This window comes from Streptomyces sp. NPDC017991 (assembly GCF_044328075.1).
GTDB lineage: Bacteria > Actinomycetota > Actinomycetes > Streptomycetales > Streptomycetaceae > Streptomyces.
The window spans coordinates 470,541-485,627 of the sequence record NZ_JBIRGP010000007.1 but is presented as its reverse complement, the minus strand read 5'-3'; the positions used below and the strand labels follow the sequence as shown (position 1 = coordinate 485,627).

General features: G+C 73.7%; 14 protein-coding genes. 7 read left to right on the top strand and 7 right to left on the bottom strand.

All coding sequences use genetic code 11. The features are described from left to right. Positions 1-17: 17 nt before the first annotated feature. From ACH4DZ_RS23220 to ACH4DZ_RS23210, 3 genes are all read right to left on the bottom strand, one after another. On the bottom strand, positions 18-485 hold the full coding sequence (locus ACH4DZ_RS23220) for a Rieske (2Fe-2S) protein (protein ID WP_398289182.1): 468 nt from the start codon (positions 483-485) through the stop codon (positions 18-20). Continuing rightward, a complete protein-coding gene (locus ACH4DZ_RS23215; RefSeq protein WP_398289235.1) occupies positions 482-1,066 on the bottom strand; it encodes a DUF6529 family protein in 585 nt (194 codons plus the stop codon). Before ACH4DZ_RS23215 ends, ACH4DZ_RS23220 begins: the two co-directional genes overlap by 4 nt. Before the next feature lie 114 nt (positions 1,067-1,180). After that, complete coding sequence (locus tag ACH4DZ_RS23210) at positions 1,181-1,879, bottom strand: hypothetical protein (RefSeq protein WP_398289181.1); 699 nt, start codon at positions 1,877-1,879, stop codon at positions 1,181-1,183. Positions 1,880-2,097: 218 nt separating this feature from the next. Between ACH4DZ_RS23210 and aroH the strand changes: the two genes are divergently transcribed. The 5 genes from aroH to der all read left to right on the top strand — a co-directional run bounded on the left by aroH (position 2,098) and on the right by der (position 6,835). After that, positions 2,098-2,460: a chorismate mutase gene (gene aroH, locus ACH4DZ_RS23205; protein ID WP_398289180.1), complete on the top strand. Its 363-nt coding sequence runs from the start codon at positions 2,098-2,100 to the stop codon at positions 2,458-2,460. Beyond that, positions 2,457-3,542, top strand: a complete 1,086-nt coding sequence (locus ACH4DZ_RS23200; protein ID WP_398289179.1) for a prephenate dehydrogenase — start codon at positions 2,457-2,459, stop codon at positions 3,540-3,542. Before aroH ends, ACH4DZ_RS23200 begins: the two co-directional genes overlap by 4 nt. Positions 3,543-3,922: 380 nt before the next feature. Further along, on the top strand, positions 3,923-4,618 hold the full coding sequence (cmk, locus tag ACH4DZ_RS23195; RefSeq protein WP_398289178.1) for a (d)CMP kinase: 696 nt from the start codon (positions 3,923-3,925) through the stop codon (positions 4,616-4,618). Beyond that, entirely contained in the window at positions 4,576-5,283 is a 708-nt protein-coding gene (locus ACH4DZ_RS23190; protein ID WP_398289177.1) for a lysophospholipid acyltransferase family protein, read from the top strand. The genes cmk and ACH4DZ_RS23190 overlap by 43 nt, the downstream gene beginning before the upstream one ends. 73 nt (positions 5,284-5,356) lie before the next feature. Next, positions 5,357-6,835: a ribosome biogenesis GTPase Der gene (gene der, locus ACH4DZ_RS23185; protein WP_398289176.1), complete on the top strand. Its 1,479-nt coding sequence runs from the start codon at positions 5,357-5,359 to the stop codon at positions 6,833-6,835. A gap of 85 nt (positions 6,836-6,920) precedes the next feature. On the opposite strand, the gene ACH4DZ_RS23180 is transcribed toward der, so the two are convergent. Next, positions 6,921-7,331: a hypothetical protein gene (locus tag ACH4DZ_RS23180; RefSeq protein ID WP_398289175.1), complete on the bottom strand. Its 411-nt coding sequence runs from the start codon at positions 7,329-7,331 to the stop codon at positions 6,921-6,923. A gap of 204 nt (positions 7,332-7,535) precedes the next feature. Next, a complete protein-coding gene (locus ACH4DZ_RS23175; protein WP_398289174.1) occupies positions 7,536-8,312 on the bottom strand; it encodes a hypothetical protein in 777 nt (258 codons plus the stop codon). A gap of 583 nt (positions 8,313-8,895) precedes the next feature. Between ACH4DZ_RS23175 and ACH4DZ_RS23170 the strand changes: the two genes are divergently transcribed. Together ACH4DZ_RS23170 and ACH4DZ_RS23165 are read left to right on the top strand one after the other, a co-directional pair. Then, positions 8,896-9,540: a transglycosylase family protein gene (locus ACH4DZ_RS23170; protein WP_398289173.1), complete on the top strand. Its 645-nt coding sequence runs from the start codon at positions 8,896-8,898 to the stop codon at positions 9,538-9,540. Between the two features lie 390 nt (positions 9,541-9,930). Further along, on the top strand, positions 9,931-10,815 hold the full coding sequence (locus tag ACH4DZ_RS23165) for a transglycosylase family protein (RefSeq protein ID WP_398289172.1): 885 nt from the start codon (positions 9,931-9,933) through the stop codon (positions 10,813-10,815). Here ACH4DZ_RS23165 and ACH4DZ_RS23160 read toward each other — a convergent pair. Both ACH4DZ_RS23160 and ACH4DZ_RS23155 read right to left on the bottom strand, forming a co-directional pair. Then, positions 10,721-11,437: an ATP-binding cassette domain-containing protein gene (locus ACH4DZ_RS23160; protein ID WP_398289171.1), complete on the bottom strand. Its 717-nt coding sequence runs from the start codon at positions 11,435-11,437 to the stop codon at positions 10,721-10,723. The two genes, ACH4DZ_RS23165 and ACH4DZ_RS23160, sit on opposite strands and share 95 nt — an antisense overlap. Continuing rightward, a complete protein-coding gene (locus tag ACH4DZ_RS23155) occupies positions 11,434-15,006 on the bottom strand; it encodes an ATP-binding cassette domain-containing protein (RefSeq protein ID WP_398289170.1) in 3,573 nt (1,190 codons plus the stop codon). The genes ACH4DZ_RS23160 and ACH4DZ_RS23155 overlap by 4 nt, the downstream gene beginning before the upstream one ends. Positions 15,007-15,087 lie beyond the last annotated feature (81 nt).

Below are 15,087 nucleotides of genomic sequence, written 5' to 3'. Positions count from 1 at the left end.
GTCAGGCAGGCTGGGGATCAGGCGAGGCTGATCGAGTCTCCCTCGACCGTGATCCGCCTCGGAGGAAGCGGCTTCGGTGCCGGGCCGCCGGCCACCGAGCCGTCGGCGACGCGGAACCTGCTGCCGTGGCAGGTGCAGTTCACCGTGCCGTCCGAGACGTCGGCGACGACGCAGCCCTGGTGCGTGCAGACCGCCGAGAAGGCCTTGAAGCCACCCTTCTCCGGCTGGGTGACGACGACCTTCTCCTCCTTGAAGACCTTTCCGCCGCCGACCGGGACGTCGGCGGTTCTGGTGAGTTCCTTGCCGCCGGGTGCCGCCCCGTCCCCGGCGGTGCCCGAGGGGGCCACGGGGGAGGCCTCCTCCGAATCGCCCCCGCTGTTCTCGTCCCCGTACTCGCTGCAGCCCAGAAGCAGCGCGCCCGCCGCGCCCGCCGCGCCCGCCGCGCCCGTCGCGAGCACCGTGCGCCGCGTCGAGGGATTCGTCATGTCGTCACTCCGAAGGTGCGGAAGAACCAGAGGGCGGAGGTCAGCCAGATCACCGTGAGGGCGGAGAAGACGAGCCCGCCGACGACGGGCAGCAGCCAGCCGGGCAGTCGCTCCGTGCGGAGCAGCAGCATCTTGGCGCTGAAGGCACCGAAGAAGAAGCAACCCAGGAGTGAGTGCCACAGGACGCGCGGTTCATATGTCTGATAGCCCAACGCGTACAGACAGTGCACCGCTACAGGCACCGCGACCAGGAACGCGATCCGGCCCGACCAGCGGTGCAGCACTCCTGACCAGCTCGGGCCCGGCAGTCGCCCGTACAGCATGAGTGCCGAGACGAGCTGGACGACCGCGAAGCCCACCGCGACCGTGGCCAGCCAGGACTTCACCGCGCTCGTGCTGCTGAAGCCCGCGAGGTTGAAGGCCGTGCCCTCCGGGTCGTGCACGTTGCCGTAGACACCGAGGCCGACGGCGACGGCGCTCGCGACCAGGGCGGGTACGAGATAGCGGGCGGCTCCCGGGCCCCGGCGGGCCGGGTCGGGGGCGGAGAAACCCTGGGTTGCGGCGTTCGGGTCCACTGTCATGGTCGGCTCCCAGCGGTCACGCGATCTCGCGGTCATGGGGCGGAGCGGAGGTGGCACGAAGGGTGGAGGGCGAAGGGCGGGGCGAAGAGTGAGGTAAAGGGCGGAATCAGGGGGTCAAGGGGTCACGGGCCGGGCGGTGAGCTGCTCTCCGTCGACCGACACGGTGCCGGTCTCGGGGTCGATACGGGGCGCCGGCCCCGCCTTGCCGTCCCGCTTGAGGATGCCGACCTGGCTGTCGTCCTGCAGCAGGATCCAGCCGCCGTCGATCTCGGTGTCGGCCACGGTGTCGGTGGCGCGGTACAGCGCGTTGGGCTTCAGGGACTTGTCGGCCGTGAAGCCGTACTTCCGCCGGCCCATGTCGACCGTGCCGGTGATCCGCTTGCCCGCCAGCCTGCCGGTGAGGACCTGGTCCTGGTCCTTCTGGTTGGTGAGGCGCATGCTGCCGTCGGCCTCGACATCGCCCTTCAGCCACGACTCCTGGTCCCGGCCGTCGCAGAAGTACGCGACCGCCCTGCCGTCGCGCAGCGTCACCGCGACCGCGGAGGAGTCGTCGTCGGTGCGGCCCGCGTAGTCGGCGTTCGGCACGGTGGACCCGGGCTCGGACCTGGACGGGCTGGATGACGGTGACGGCGACCGCTTGCCCGGCGAGGCCGTGGCCGTCGCCGGGGGTGCCGGGCTCGCCGACACGGCGTCGGCGGGCGAGCCGCTCCCGGTCGTCGTGCCGCTCGTCCCTGTCGTCGCGTTGAGCGACAGCATGAACAGGGCGAGCAGCAGTCCCGCGAGGAGCGTGAAAAGTGGTCCGGAACGCTTCATCGAGCCTCCCCCGAGGCGTGGCGCGGACAGCCACCCCATGCAAGCGGACCGTGGCTCCCGCGTCCAGAGGCGCACCGGAGCCACTTGGCGGAGATTGGGGGAACGAGAAGCGGAAAGGGGCGGCCGTCTCGGCAGACGGGCGCCGCGTATCGGGCGGCCGGGGGCTGACTAGGCTGGAAGCACCACAACCGATCCGTACATGAACGAGGAGCATCACCGTGGCGGTACGAGCGGTCCGGGGCGCCGTCCAGCTGGAGCGGGACGAAGCCGGTCACATGGATGAGCAGGTCAGCGAGCTGCTCACCGCCGTCCTGGAGCGGAACGGGCTGACCGCCGACGACCTGATCAGTATCTGGTTCACGGCGACCCCCGACCTGCACAGCGACTTCCCGGCGGCCGCGGCGCGCAAGCTCGGCATCGTCGACGTGCCGCTGATCTGCGCGCAGGAGCTGGACATCGAAGGGGCGATGCCCAGGGTCGTGCGGGTCCTCGCGCACATCGAGTCCGACCTGCCGCGCGCCGAGATCGCGCATGTCTACCTGGGCTCCGCGGGCGCGCTGCGCAAGGACATCGCCCAGTGAGAACCGCACTCGTCATCGGCACCGGCCTCATCGGGACGTCGGCCGCGCTGGCCCTGACCGGGCGGGGCGTCGTCGTGCACCTCGCCGACCACGACCCGGGGCAGGCCCGTACCGCGGCGGCGCTCGGCGCCGGCACGGACGAGGAGCCCGCGGGCCCCGTCGACCTCGCGATCATCGCGGCGCCGCCCGCGCACGTGGCCACGGCGCTCGCCGACGCGATGCGGGACGGAGTCGCGCGCGCCTATCTCGACGTGGCCAGTGTCAAGGGCGGGCCGCGCCGTGAGCTGGAGGCGCTGGGCCTCGACCTGTCCGCCTACATCGGTTCGCATCCCATGTCGGGCCGTGAGAAGTCGGGTCCCCTGGCCGCCACGGCCGACCTCTTCGAGGGGCGGCCCTGGGTGCTGACGCCGACCCGGGACACCGACACCGAGGTGCTCAACCTCGCCCTGGAACTCGTCTCGTTCTGCCGGGCGGTTCCGGTGGTGATGGACGCGGACGCCCACGACCGTGCCGTCGCGCTCGTCTCGCACATGCCGCACCTGGTGTCCAGCATGGTCGCCGCGCGGCTGGAGAACGCCGAGGAGGCCGCCGTACGCCTCTGTGGTCAGGGCATCCGAGACGTGACCCGGATCGCCGCGTCCGACCCGCGGATGTGGATCGACATCCTCTCCGCGAATCCGGGGCCGGTCGCCGACCTCCTCGCGGACGTCTCCGCCGACCTGGACGAGACCGTGCAGGCCCTGCGCGCCCTCCAGTCCTCCGACGAGGCCAAACGCCGCGTCGGCACCACCGGCATCGAGGACGTCCTGCGCCGCGGCAACGCCGGCCAGATCCGCGTCCCCGGCAAGCACGGCACCGCTCCCGCCACGTACGAGAGCGTCGTCGTCCTCATCGACGACCAGCCGGGCCAGCTGGCGCGCATCTTCGCCGACGCGGGCCGCGCGGGCGTCAACATCGAGGACGTCCGTATCGAGCACGCGACCGGTCAGCAGGTGGGGCTGATCGAGCTGTCGGTGCAGCCGTCGGCCGCGGCGGTGTTGACGGCGGCTCTGCGGGAGCGGGGCTGGGCGATTCGGCAGTAGGGCGCGTGCGGTAATCCGTGTGCGGAGGTCGGTCAGTGATCCCCTGCGGGTGGGGGCCTGTCGCATGGTGGGGCGGCTCGGATCCGGTGGCATGGGGCGGGGTATCCCGCCCGGTCACCCGGCGGACGGGCGGGCGGGCCGTCGCCGCTCGCCGTGGGGCTGACGATCCCGGTGGCGGCCCTGGTCCCGGTGATCGTCGTGAACCTGGCGCAGGGACGCTGACGAAGGCGGTGACGGGGGCGGGGGCGGAGACGGCGGCGGGGGTGGGGCCGGGGCGTCGCGGGGGCCGTAAGCCGGGGTCCGGGGAGCCAGTAACCTTGTTCGGGGCGCGCTCGTGCCCGAACCAGCCAGTACCCCGTACCAGGAAGGTGTCCGCACCCGTGGAATCCACCGACGCCCGGACCGCCCCGGCCGTGATTGTCGCCATCGACGGTCCCTCCGGCACCGGCAAGTCGAGCACCTCGAAGGCCGTCGCGGCACAGCTCGGTCTGAGCTACCTGGACACGGGCGCCCAGTACCGGGCGATCACCTGGTGGATGGTGGACAACGGCATCGACATCGCCGACCCCTCCTCCATCGCGGACGCGGCGGGCAAGCCCGACATCGTGTCCGGTACGGACCCCGCGGCGCCCGCCATCACGGTCGACGGCACGGATGTCGCGGGCCCCATCCGCACCCAGGAGGTCACCTCGAAGGTCAGCGCGGTCAGCGCCGTCCCCGAGGTCCGCGCCCGGATCACCGAGCTGCAGCGCTCGATCGCGTCGGCGGCCGGGCAGGGCATCGTCGTCGAGGGCCGGGACATCGGTACGACCGTGCTGCCCGACGCCGACCTCAAGATCTTCCTGACCGCCTCGCCGGAGGCCCGCGCCGCCCGCCGCAGCGGTGAGCTGAAGGGCGCCGACGTCGCCGCCACCCGCGAGGCGCTCATCAAGCGGGACACCGCCGACTCCACCCGCAAGACCTCTCCGCTCGCGAAGGCGGCCGACGCGGTCGAGGTGGACACCTCCGACCTCACGCTCCAGCAGGTCATCGAGTGTGTCGTCACCCTCGTCGAGGAGAAGCGGGCCACGAAGTGAGCGAAGCCCGGAACGCAGCGAACACAGCCCCGACGGCCCGGCGGGCCGACGTCGGCCGCCGTATCGGCGTCGGCCTGATGTACGGGCTGTGGAAGCCGCGCGTCCTGGGGGCCTGGCGGGTTCCGGCGACCGGTCCGGCGATCCTCGCCGTCAACCACTCCCACATGATCGACGGCCCGATGGTCATGGGTGTGGCACCCCGGCCGACGCACTTCCTGATCAAGAAGGAGGCGTTCGTCGGCCCGCTGGACCCGTTCCTGCTCGCCATCGGGCAGGTGAAGGTGGACCGCACGATCGCCGACCGCACCGCGATCACCCGGGCGCTGGGCGTCCTGGACGACGGCGGAGTCCTCGGGATCTTCCCCGAGGGCACCCGCGGCGAGGGAGACTTCGCCTCGCTGCGCGCCGGGCTCTCCTACTTCGCGGTCCGCAGCGGGGCCCCGATCGTGCCGGTCGCCGTCCTGGGAAGCACCGAGCGGCGCGGACGGCTGATAAAGGGGCTGCCCCCGCTGCGGAGCCGGGTCGACGTCGTCTTCGGCGACCCCTTCGAGGCGGGCGACGGCAGCGGACGGCGTACGCGCAAGGCACTCGACGAGGCGACCGTGCGCATCCAGAAGCAGCTCTCCGCGCACCTGGAAAACGCCAGGCGTCTCACGGGACGCTGAGCGACACTTGAGTAGTGGATCTCCCGATACGGGCGGTTCCACCGATCACCACGATGAACGAGGTACGGACTTCATGAACGACCAGATCCAGCCCGACGGCTCGGAACACGAGCACGGGGCGCTTGGCGAGGTCGAGGCCTCCGAATATGCAGCGTTCATGGAGCTCGCCGCGGAAGAGGGCTTCGAGGCCGAGGACATCGAGGGCGCGATCGAGGCGGCGGGCCACGGCCCGCTCCCGGTCCTCGCCGTCGTCGGCCGCCCGAATGTCGGCAAGTCGACCCTGGTGAACCGCATCATCGGCCGCCGCGAGGCCGTCGTCGAGGACAAGCCGGGCGTCACCCGCGACCGCGTCACCTACGACGCGGAGTGGGCGGGCCGCCGCTTCAAGCTCGTCGACACCGGCGGCTGGGAGCAGGACGTCCTCGGCATCGACGCGTCCGTGGCCGCGCAGGCCGAGTTCGCGATCGAGGCGGCCGACGCGGTCGTCTTCGTCGTCGACGCCAAGGTCGGCGCCACCGACACCGACGAGGCGGTCGTCCGGCTGCTGCGCAAGGCCGGCAAGCCCGTCGTCCTGTGCGCCAACAAGGTCGACGGTCTGAGCGGCGAGGCCGACGCCTCGTACCTCTGGTCCCTGGGGCTCGGCGAGCCGCATCCCGTCTCCGCGCTGCACGGCCGCGGTACCGGCGACATGCTGGACGCCGTCCTGGAGGCGCTGCCCGAGGCCCCGGAGCAGACCTTCGGCATCCCCGTCGGCGGCCCCCGCCGCATCGCGCTCATCGGCCGCCCGAACGTCGGCAAGTCGTCGCTCCTGAACAAGGTGGCGGGCGAGGACCGCGTGGTCGTCAACGAGGTCGCCGGCACCACCCGCGACCCGGTCGACGAGCTGATCGAGCTGGGCGGTGTCACCTGGAAGTTCGTCGACACGGCCGGTATCCGCAAGCGGGTCCACCTCCAGCAGGGCGCCGACTACTACGCCTCGCTGCGCACCGCCGCCGCCGTCGAGAAGGCGGAGGTCGCGGTCATCCTGCTGGACGCCAGCGAGAACATCAGCGTCCAGGACCAGCGCATCGTGACGATGGCCGTCGAGGCGGGCCGCGCGATCGTCCTGGCCTTCAACAAGTGGGACACCCTCGACGAGGAGCGCCGCTACTACCTGGAGCGGGAGATCGACACCGAGCTCCTCCAGGTGGCGTGGGCGCCGCGCGTCAACGTCTCGGCGCGTACGGGCCGCCACATGGAGAAGCTGGTCCCGGCGATCGAGGCAGCGCTGGCGGGCTGGGAGGCGCGCGTCCCGACGGGCCGTCTGAACGCCTTCCTGGGCGAACTGGTCGCCGCCCACCCGCACCCGATCCGGGGCGGCAAGCAGCCGCGCATCCTCTTCGGCACGCAGGCGGGCACCAAGCCGCCGCGTTTCGTGCTCTTCTCCTCGGGCTTCATCGAGCACGGCTACCGCCGTTTCGTGGAGCGCCGACTGCGTGAGGAGTTCGGCTTCGAGGGCACGCCGATCCACATCTCGGTGCGGGTGCGCGAGAAGCGCGGCAAGAAGAAGTAGCCGCCGCCGCACGAGCGGTGTGCGTGAACACGGGAGAGGGCCCCTGCGTGCAGCAGGGGCCCTCTCCCGTTCGTGTCAGCTCACGTCAGCGTTCCCTGCGCGGGCCGGGCGGCAGCGCCGCCGGCGTCAGGCCCGTGGCGTGCTGCCGTGTCGCCGGCTGCCGGACGGAGGTGACCGCCGGGCTCTGGTACGTGGCCGCGTACCCCGTCTGGTGCTGCCCGGCGACCTGCCGCATGCCGTACACGGCCGGTGTGTACGTCCCCGAGCCGTACGAGCCACTGCTGAGCGGACCGGCGCCGTGCGGGCCGGTGGCGTGCAGCCCCGGTCCGGGCAGCCCCGGTCCGTACGGGCTGATCCCGAAGGCAGTGAAGCCCAGCTCCTCCTCGCCGATGCGGTCACCCGGCAGGGCCCGGAAGGTCCTGAGGTACTCCGCGTAGAGCGCGTCGTAGATCGGGGTGGCCGAAGAGCTGCGCGTGGTGTCCCGGGCCGGCCGCATGGCCGGGATCGGTGTCGGGCAGGGCGGGCGGCGGGGGGTGTCGTAGATGTGCACGTATGTGCCAACGACCCCGCCGCCCTTCGGATGCGGCCGACGGCCCGCTTTCGCAGGTCACAGCGCTGCGAGTCCCGGGGCTGGTCCGACGCCGGTCCGGTGCCGGTCAGGCACTGGCCCGGTGCTGGCCCGGTGCTGGCCCGATGCCGGTCAGGTGCCGGCCAGGGGCATCGCGCTCGCCACCAGTCGGCCGCCCACCGCGGCCTTGTCGAGGGCGTCGCGCAGCAGGTCCTCGCGGGGCTGACGGCCGATCGAGCCGACCGGGGCGGCGAACAGCAGCACCTGCTGGTGCTTGTTGGCGGCCGCCCGCCAGCTGTCGGTGACCTGGAGCGGCTGATGGGCCTGCCACCAGGCGACGGGCGAGCCACCGGTGCTGCTGGGCTGCAGAACCGCGTGCAGCTGGCCCATGGCGAGCAGCACGGACCAGCCGTGCAGCACGGGCGGCACCTCGGTGAGCTGGCTGACCGGCATGAAGCCCTGCTCGATGAGGAGCGGCAGGAAGTCGTCGCCGCCCCCTCCCGTCGTGCCCGGCCGGGCGATGCGCCCGGTCGGTTCGACGACGAGCGCGGGGTGCAGCTCGCCGCCGAGCAGGATGAGTCCGCTGGTGACGCCGAGGACGGCCTGCTCGGGCAGGGCCTCGGAGGGGCGCTCGTCCCCGGTGATGGACCGGACGGCGCCCTGCAGCTGTTCCTCGGTCACCTGGACGACCTGCGAGGGCAGGCAGGTGGCGTGGGCGAACGCGAGTACGGCCGTCTCGTCGCCGATGAACAGGACGGTGCTGGTGCGCTCCTGTTCGGAGTCGCCCTGGGTGCGGCAGGACGTGCAGTCGTAACTGCCCGGGGCGTTCTCTCCGGCGAGCAGCCGGTCGGCTTCTTCGTCGCCGATCTCGGCGCGTACGTCGTCGCTGACGTCGAGCATGCGCGGCACGGGGGGCTCCTCGGGTGCGGTGCGTGTTGTGGCCGGGGGCTCCCGGTCCGTGAACCGGATGGGTTCCCGGCTCATGAAGAAGACAACGGAGGATCTGTGGCAGGGGTCACGCCCCGGAGCGAACGGAATCGAACCATCCTGCGCACAGGGTGAAGCCGACGGCGGAATCCGTCACTCCATGCCAACTCCCGTGATCAGCGGGGGAGTTGGTCCGGTGACGTGAGTCACAGATCACCGGGGTCGAGGGTCGACAAATCAGGAAATCCACGAATGAAGTGGGTGGCTCAAAATCGACGATACCTACGGTAACGGTGAACTGGCCTGGAATGACAAGGAGTTGGTTGATATCGGGCCTCTTCGCTCTCTACATTGCTCCGTCGTGTGCAGCGAGCACCGCTCGGGTACGTCCGCCGACCGCACGGCCGTCCAGCGAGAAGAGCTACTCGGCACCACCCGCACGACCCGCATCACCCGCATCACTCCGCACCACCTCCGGCGGACGGGGCGGGTCGGGGCGACCGTGTCGAGACGCGGCGGTCCCGTACCGCCTCGGGGGACCCCGGGTCCTTCGAGAGGGAAATACATGTCCGAATGTGCCGACAACACGCGTAAGGCTCGTACGACCGCGGTTCTCGCCGGGGCGGCGCTGCTCGCCCCGCTCGGACTGCTCGCCGCGAACGGCGACGCCGCCGCGGCGGACGGTGGGGTGTGGGACCGCATCGCCCGGTGCGAGAGCGGCGGCAACTGGCACATCAACACCGGGAACGGCTACTACGGAGGGCTCCAGTTCTCCGCCGGCTCCTGGCGCGCGTACGGCGGTACGGCGTACGCGTCCACGGCCGACAAGGCATCCAGGGCGCAGCAGATCGCTGTCGCCGCAAAGCTGCAGCGTGCGCAGGGGTGGGGCGCGTGGCCCACCTGCGCGGCCCGCGCGGGTGCGTCCGGGAGCGCTCCGGCGGGGTCCACGTCCGGCGTGCCCGCCGAGGCCGTGCCGTCGAAACCGTCGAAACCGTCCAAGTCGGCGGAATCGGCGGAGTCGGCGGAGCGATCCACGGGGCATACCGGTCGTGGCTCGACGCGTGGCGACTACACCGTCCGCGGTGGTGACACGCTGAGTGGTATCGCGGCGGGTCACGGGACGAGCTGGCAGCGTCTCTATGCCGCCAACAGGGCTGTCATCGGCGGGGACCCCGATGTCATCGTCCCTGGACAGCGGCTGGGGCTCTGAGCCGCGGTTCGGCTGCGACCCGGTGGGGGCGGGCCGCGCAGTTCCCCGCGCCCCTCGAAAGCGGGCTGCGCCCCTGCTTCTTGGCCCTCCAGGGGGTGTGGCGGGACCCTGATCCCATCGTCCCGGCTGGGGATCTGAGCCGCGGTTTGGCTGCGGGTCCGGTGGGGGCGGGCCGCGCAGTTCCCCGCGCCCCTCAAGAGCGGGGCTGCGCCCCTGGTTTTGCGGCTCTTAGGGGCGCGGGGAACTGCGCGCTCAGCCCCCACCGGGCCCGCAGCCGGCGCTCCTGCCCGAGGGTCCCAGGGCCCCACCCGGTCGGCCGACCGGGTGGGGCCCCTTCGACCGTCCGCGCGGCTCGTCCGAGACCGCCGTACCCCCACCTAGCGTGGCCCGATGTCGATCAAGCGCATGCGGTACGTGGCCGTCGTCGTCGCGGTGCTGGCCCTGCCGGCCCCCGCCGCGGAGGCGGCGGCACCACCGACCCCGGCGTCCGGCCCCGCGACGGCGGACCGGGCGCCGTACGCCTGTGCGAAGGACCGCTGGCCGTGGGGCTGCGTCGCGAAGTGCGAGAGCTCCGGCCGCTGGAACGCGAACACCGGGAACGGCTTCTACGGAGGGCTGCAGTTCTGGCAGCCCACCTGGCGGGCGTTCGGCGGCCTGGCCTACGCGCGGCGGGCCGATCTGGCCACGCGCGACGAGCAGATCAGGGTCGCGGAGGAAGTGCTGCGCGTCCAGGGCTGGAAGGCGTGGCCCGTCTGTGCCAAGCGGTACCGGCTCACGGGCCGCGCACATGTGGTGAGGCGGGGGGAGAGCCTTTCGTCGATCGCCCGGTCGTACCGCGTCAAGGGCGGGTGGAAGGCGCTCTACAAGCTCAACCGGCAGATGGTCGGGGCGCGTCCCGACCGTCTGAACGTGGGTACGATGCTGCGGCTTCCCAAGGGGGCGGGCCCGGGACGGCGGCTCACTTCCCAGGCCGGGGGAGGGGGGACATCCGCGCCTGCCCCGAGCCGCCCGAACCGTCCGAGCGGCCCGAGCGGCCCGAGCAAGCCGACCCCGTCAGTAGCCCCGTCGGCAGCCCCGCAGGCCGCACCGGCCCCGTCGCCACCGCCGGTCCCTTCGGCCCATCCGACCCCCTCGACCCGGCCAGTACCTTCGGTCCCCTCGGCCGCCCCTTCCGCGCCGGTCACGTCGGCTTCGCCGGTCCTGGTGGATCCGTTGCCGCTGTCATCGCCGTTGCCGTTGTCGTGGACGTCACCGTCTCCGTCGCCTCGCCGCTGAACACGACCGCGCCGCGCCGGAGTTCGTACACGATCGTCGTTCCGGCGCACAGGCCCGGCGGCAGCCGCTGTTCGGCCACGACCACGCAGGCGTCGAGGCCGCGCAGCAGCTCGTACGTGCGGGCGGCGACCGTCGGGGACATGCCCTGCGCGGGTTCGTCGACGAGGACCACGCGCGCGCGTGCCAGCAGGGCACGGGAGAGGGCGAGCATGCGCTGCTCACCGCCGGAGAGCGTGCCCGCTCGCCGGGGCAGCAGGGAGTCGAGCTGGGGGTAGGCGTCGAGGGCGAACGAGAGGGGTTGGCCGCGGGCGGCCAGTTCCAGGTTCTCGCGGACCGTGAGCGAGGCGAACACCGCGCGGCGGTCCGGGACGAGGCACAGGCCCCGGCGGGCCCGTTCGTACGGGGGCAGGCACGTGACGTCGGCGCCGTCCCAGACCACAGCGCCGTGGGACAGGGGCAGGGTGCCTGCCAGGGCGCGGAGCGCGGTCGTACGGCCCGAGCCGTTGCGGCCGAGCAGGACGGTGACGCCGGGGGCGGGTGCGTGGAGGGTGACACCGTGCAGGGCCTCCAGCGGGCCGTAGCGCACGCGCGCGTGGCGCAGCGAGACCCCGGCCGCGCTCATCCGTCGAACCTGTCGAGCCCATCGAGCCCATCGAGCCCATCGAGCCCGTTGAGCCCGTCGAACTCGGCGTACTCGTTCAACTCGGCGTACGCGTCCAGTTTTTCGAGTACGTGGTCGGCGGGGCCGGAGGCGACGACGCGGCCCGCGGTCATGACGTGCACGGTGTCGGCGAGGTCGGCCACCAGGTCGAGATCGTGCTCGACGACCAACAGGGTCGTTCCGTCGGCGGCGAGCGCGCGCAGCACCCGGGCCAGTGCCGTCACCTCGCCCGTGTCGAGCCCGGCCGCGGGTTCGTCGAGCAGCAGGACGCGCGGGCTTCCGGCGAGGGCCCGGGCGAGTTCGACCCGCCGCAGGGTTCCGGTGGGCAGGCCCGCGGCCGGCAGCGTCCGGACGGCTCCGTCGAGCCCGAGCAGCCGCAGCGCCCGTTCCGCCGCTCCCGTGTCCACGATGCGCCCCTGCTCGGCGCCCACGCGGACGTTCTCGGCCACGGTCAGGGTCGGGAAGACGGCCAACTGCTGGAACGTGCGGGCGACGCCGAGCCGTGTCCGTGCGTGGGCGGGCAGCCGGGTGATGTCCCGTTCCCCGAGTACGACCCTGCCCGACACCGGTCGGACGGTTCCGGCGAGACAGTGGAACAGCGTGCTCTTCCCGGCCCCGTTGGGCCCGACGACCGCGGTGATCCGGCCGGGTGGGAGATCGAGGTCGACCCCGTCCAGAGCGCTGAACCCGTCGTAGGCGACGCGCAGGGCCCGGGCCCGCAGGACGGGGAGACCGGGCGCCACACGTCCGCCCCGGGGGCGGCGGGGCCCCATCTCACGGGCACGGCCGCGCCTCCCCGCACCGGTCCCAGCGGTGCCACCGGCGACGCCCGAGCCCGCCGAGCGCCCCGCGGGTGGCCCCGGGGGCGTGCGCGGGCCAGGGGCGCGCTCGCCCTGGGCCGCCCCGGGCGCCTCGCCGCCGTCGTGCCCGCCGTGCCCGTTGTACCCGCCGGGGCGGGCATCGGCGGTCCTGTCGGAGGCTTTGGTGCCGGGCGCGGGCGGCGGCCCGGAAGGTGTGCGCCGGCCAGGGGCGTGGTCGGGGCCGGTCTGCTCCGCCGCGCGGGCATCCCGGGGAGCGGCCCCGGGGCGGGGTGTCCCCGGTGTCGCTGGACTCGGGACACCCGGGGGCGCCGGGGTGTGTTCGCCCGGGGCCGGGCCGGGCACCTCGCCGGCGTCGTGCCCGGCCTCCCCCTCCTGCCGGCCCGTGCCCGGCGCGGGCGGCGCCCCAGGGGGCGTGCCCCGGCCGGGCCCGGCCCGTTCTGCCGTGCCGGACGGCCACCGTGCAGCGGATCCGTCGGTGTCGGATCCGTCGGTGTCGGATCCGCCGGTAACGGATCCGCCGGCGTCGGACCCGCTGGCGCCGGACCCGCCGGTGTCGGATCCGCCGGCGTCGGACCCGCTGGCGCCGGATCCGCCGGTGTCGGATCCGTCGGCGTCGGACCCGACCGGCGGTACCGACCGCCGGACCACCGGCCGCCCGCCGACGCGAAGGCGCAGCGTGTTCGGGCCGGCAGGCGCCCCCGCCGGGGGCGCTCCCACCGCGGGCGTCCCTGCCGCGGGCGTCCCCGCCGTGCGCGCTGCCGTGACGGGCGCCCCGGGTGAGCGCGTCCCGGGTGAGCGCGTCCCGCTCGTGGCACCCCCCGGCCCCCGGGGCGCGCCCAGGCCCCGCGCCCGTACCGCTCGCCTCGCCCCGACCCCCAGCGGGGTCAACGTCGAATCCCGGCGCGGGCGCAGGCCCGGTCGCAGGCGTTCGGCCGCCGAGCGCAGGGCCTCGTACGGGCCGCCGGGGAAGCGGCCGACGAGGACCGCCAGGAGGCCGATCGTCGCCGCCGCCACCCCGCCCCGGGTGCCCGCGTCGAGGCCGACCAGGAGCGCCGCCGCGAGCAGGGCGCCCAGGACGCTGTCGGCGCCGAGCACCACGATCGCGGCGAACCACAGCAGCCCGCGGACCGGGTCGTAGGCCGCCGGGTCGAAGGCGCGCACGCCCATGCCGAGCATGCCGCCGCCCAGCGCGGCCAGCGCGGCGCCCGCCACGAAGGCCGTCAGTTTGAGGCGCGGGACGCGGACACCCGCCGCCGACGCGCCCGCCTCGTGGTCCCGCATCGCGGCCAGGGCCCGGCCGGTACGGCCTCGGCGCAACGCGTGGGCGGCCGCCGACGCGCCCGCGAGGAGCAGGAGTTCCAGCGCGTAGTACGCGCGGTCGTCCTCGAAGCCCGCCGGGCGGCCCAGGGCGAGGCCCGAGGTCGCGTACGGCTGGGCGAAGACGAAACGGCTGACGCCGACGCCCACCGCGAAGGTCGCCAGGGCGAGGGCCAGACCGTGCCGGCCGACGGCGGGCCAGCCGGTCAGCAGGCCCAGGGGCGCCACCAGCAGCACGGCGGCCATGAGCGCGGCCGATTCCGGGAGCTCGGGCAGGCCGGGGAAGCGGCCCGCCGCCAGCAGCGCCGTGAAGAGGGCGCCCAGACCCGCGTACGCGGCCTGACCGAGGGAGATCTGGCCGCCTCGGCCGGTCACCACGACCAGCGAGAGCAGGACGACGCCCAGCGCCGGTACCTGGACGGCCGTGCGCAGGTCCGAGCCCGCGAAGCCCAGGGGGAGGAGGAACAGGACCACGGCGACGATCCACGCGCCCGCCGGGGTCGGCACGCGGGCCGTCGCCGTGCGCGGGAGGGCGTCCCGGGTGCCGATCCCCGGCAGCACCAGGGCGGCGACCAGCAGGACGACGACGAAGAGGTTCGCGCCCACCGCCTGGAGGAGGGGTTCCAGGCGGCCCGCCGGGTGCAGCCGGGTCAGCTGGCTCTGGGCGACGCCGATGGCAAGGGCCACCAGCACCGCCGTCGGCAGGCTGCGCATCCGGGCGGCCACCGCGACCGCCACCACCTCCATCACCAGCAGGGGCATGCCGTACGGGTCCAGGCGTACGTACGGAGCCAGCAGCACCCCCGTCAGGCCCGCGGTGAACGAGCCGAACGCCCAGCCCGCCGCGGCCACCCGGTCGGCGTCGACGCCGGTCAGGGCGGCGAGCGAGCGGTCGTCGACGACGGCCCGCAGTTCCCGGCCGAAGCGGGTCCAGCGGATCACCGCTCCCACGCCCGCGGCCAGCACGAGCGTCACGGCCAACTGGCCCCAGGGATCCGCGGGAACGAGCGTCGGCGCGTCCGAGCGCGCGCCCGGGCCCCACACGAGCGCGGCCCCGCCGACGAGCAGGACGAACACGCCGATGGACGCGACGAGGGTCTGCGCGGGGTCGCCGCCCAGGACGGCCAGGGGGCGGAAGACGAATCGTTCCAGCGCCACACCGGTCGCCGGGGCCACCACGAGCAGCGTGAGCGGCGCGGCGAACGCGAGCGGCCAGTGCCACTCGACGGTGAGCTGGCGCAGCAGACAGGCGCACACCATCGCGATCGCGCCGTGCGCGAAGTTGAGCACGCCGGTCGCGCGGTACGTGACGACCAGGCCGATCCCGGTGAGCGCGGCGGCGCTGCCCACGGAGAGCCCGGCGAGCGTGAGGTCGTACGTCAGCGACGGCATCAGCCGGCCGCCGCCCCGGACGGCGGGCCGTCCGAGGAGGCGTCAGGGAATTCGCCCGGGGATTCGTGCGGGGCGTCGCCC

Bases quoted from the DNA above. Each gene is read 5' to 3' on its own strand.
- ACH4DZ_RS23220 (WP_398289182.1), bottom strand. From the start codon at position 485: ATGACGAATCCCTCGACGCGGCGCACGGTGCTCGCGACGGGCGCGGCG.
- ACH4DZ_RS23215 (WP_398289235.1), bottom strand. From the start codon at position 1,066: ATGACAGTGGACCCGAACGCCGCAACCCAGGGTTTCTCCGCCCCCGAC.
- ACH4DZ_RS23210 (WP_398289181.1), bottom strand. From the start codon at position 1,879: ATGAAGCGTTCCGGACCACTTTTCACGCTCCTCGCGGGACTGCTGCTC.
- der (WP_398289176.1), top strand. From the start codon at position 5,357: ATGAACGACCAGATCCAGCCCGACGGCTCGGAACACGAGCACGGGGCG.
- ACH4DZ_RS23180 (WP_398289175.1), bottom strand. From the start codon at position 7,331: ATGCGGCCGGCCCGGGACACCACGCGCAGCTCTTCGGCCACCCCGATC.
- ACH4DZ_RS23170 (WP_398289173.1), top strand. From the start codon at position 8,896: ATGTCCGAATGTGCCGACAACACGCGTAAGGCTCGTACGACCGCGGTT.
- ACH4DZ_RS23165 (WP_398289172.1), top strand. From the start codon at position 9,931: ATGTCGATCAAGCGCATGCGGTACGTGGCCGTCGTCGTCGCGGTGCTG.
- ACH4DZ_RS23160 (WP_398289171.1), bottom strand. From the start codon at position 11,437: ATGAGCGCGGCCGGGGTCTCGCTGCGCCACGCGCGCGTGCGCTACGGC.
- ACH4DZ_RS23155 (WP_398289170.1), bottom strand. From the start codon at position 15,006: ATGCCGTCGCTGACGTACGACCTCACGCTCGCCGGGCTCTCCGTGGGC.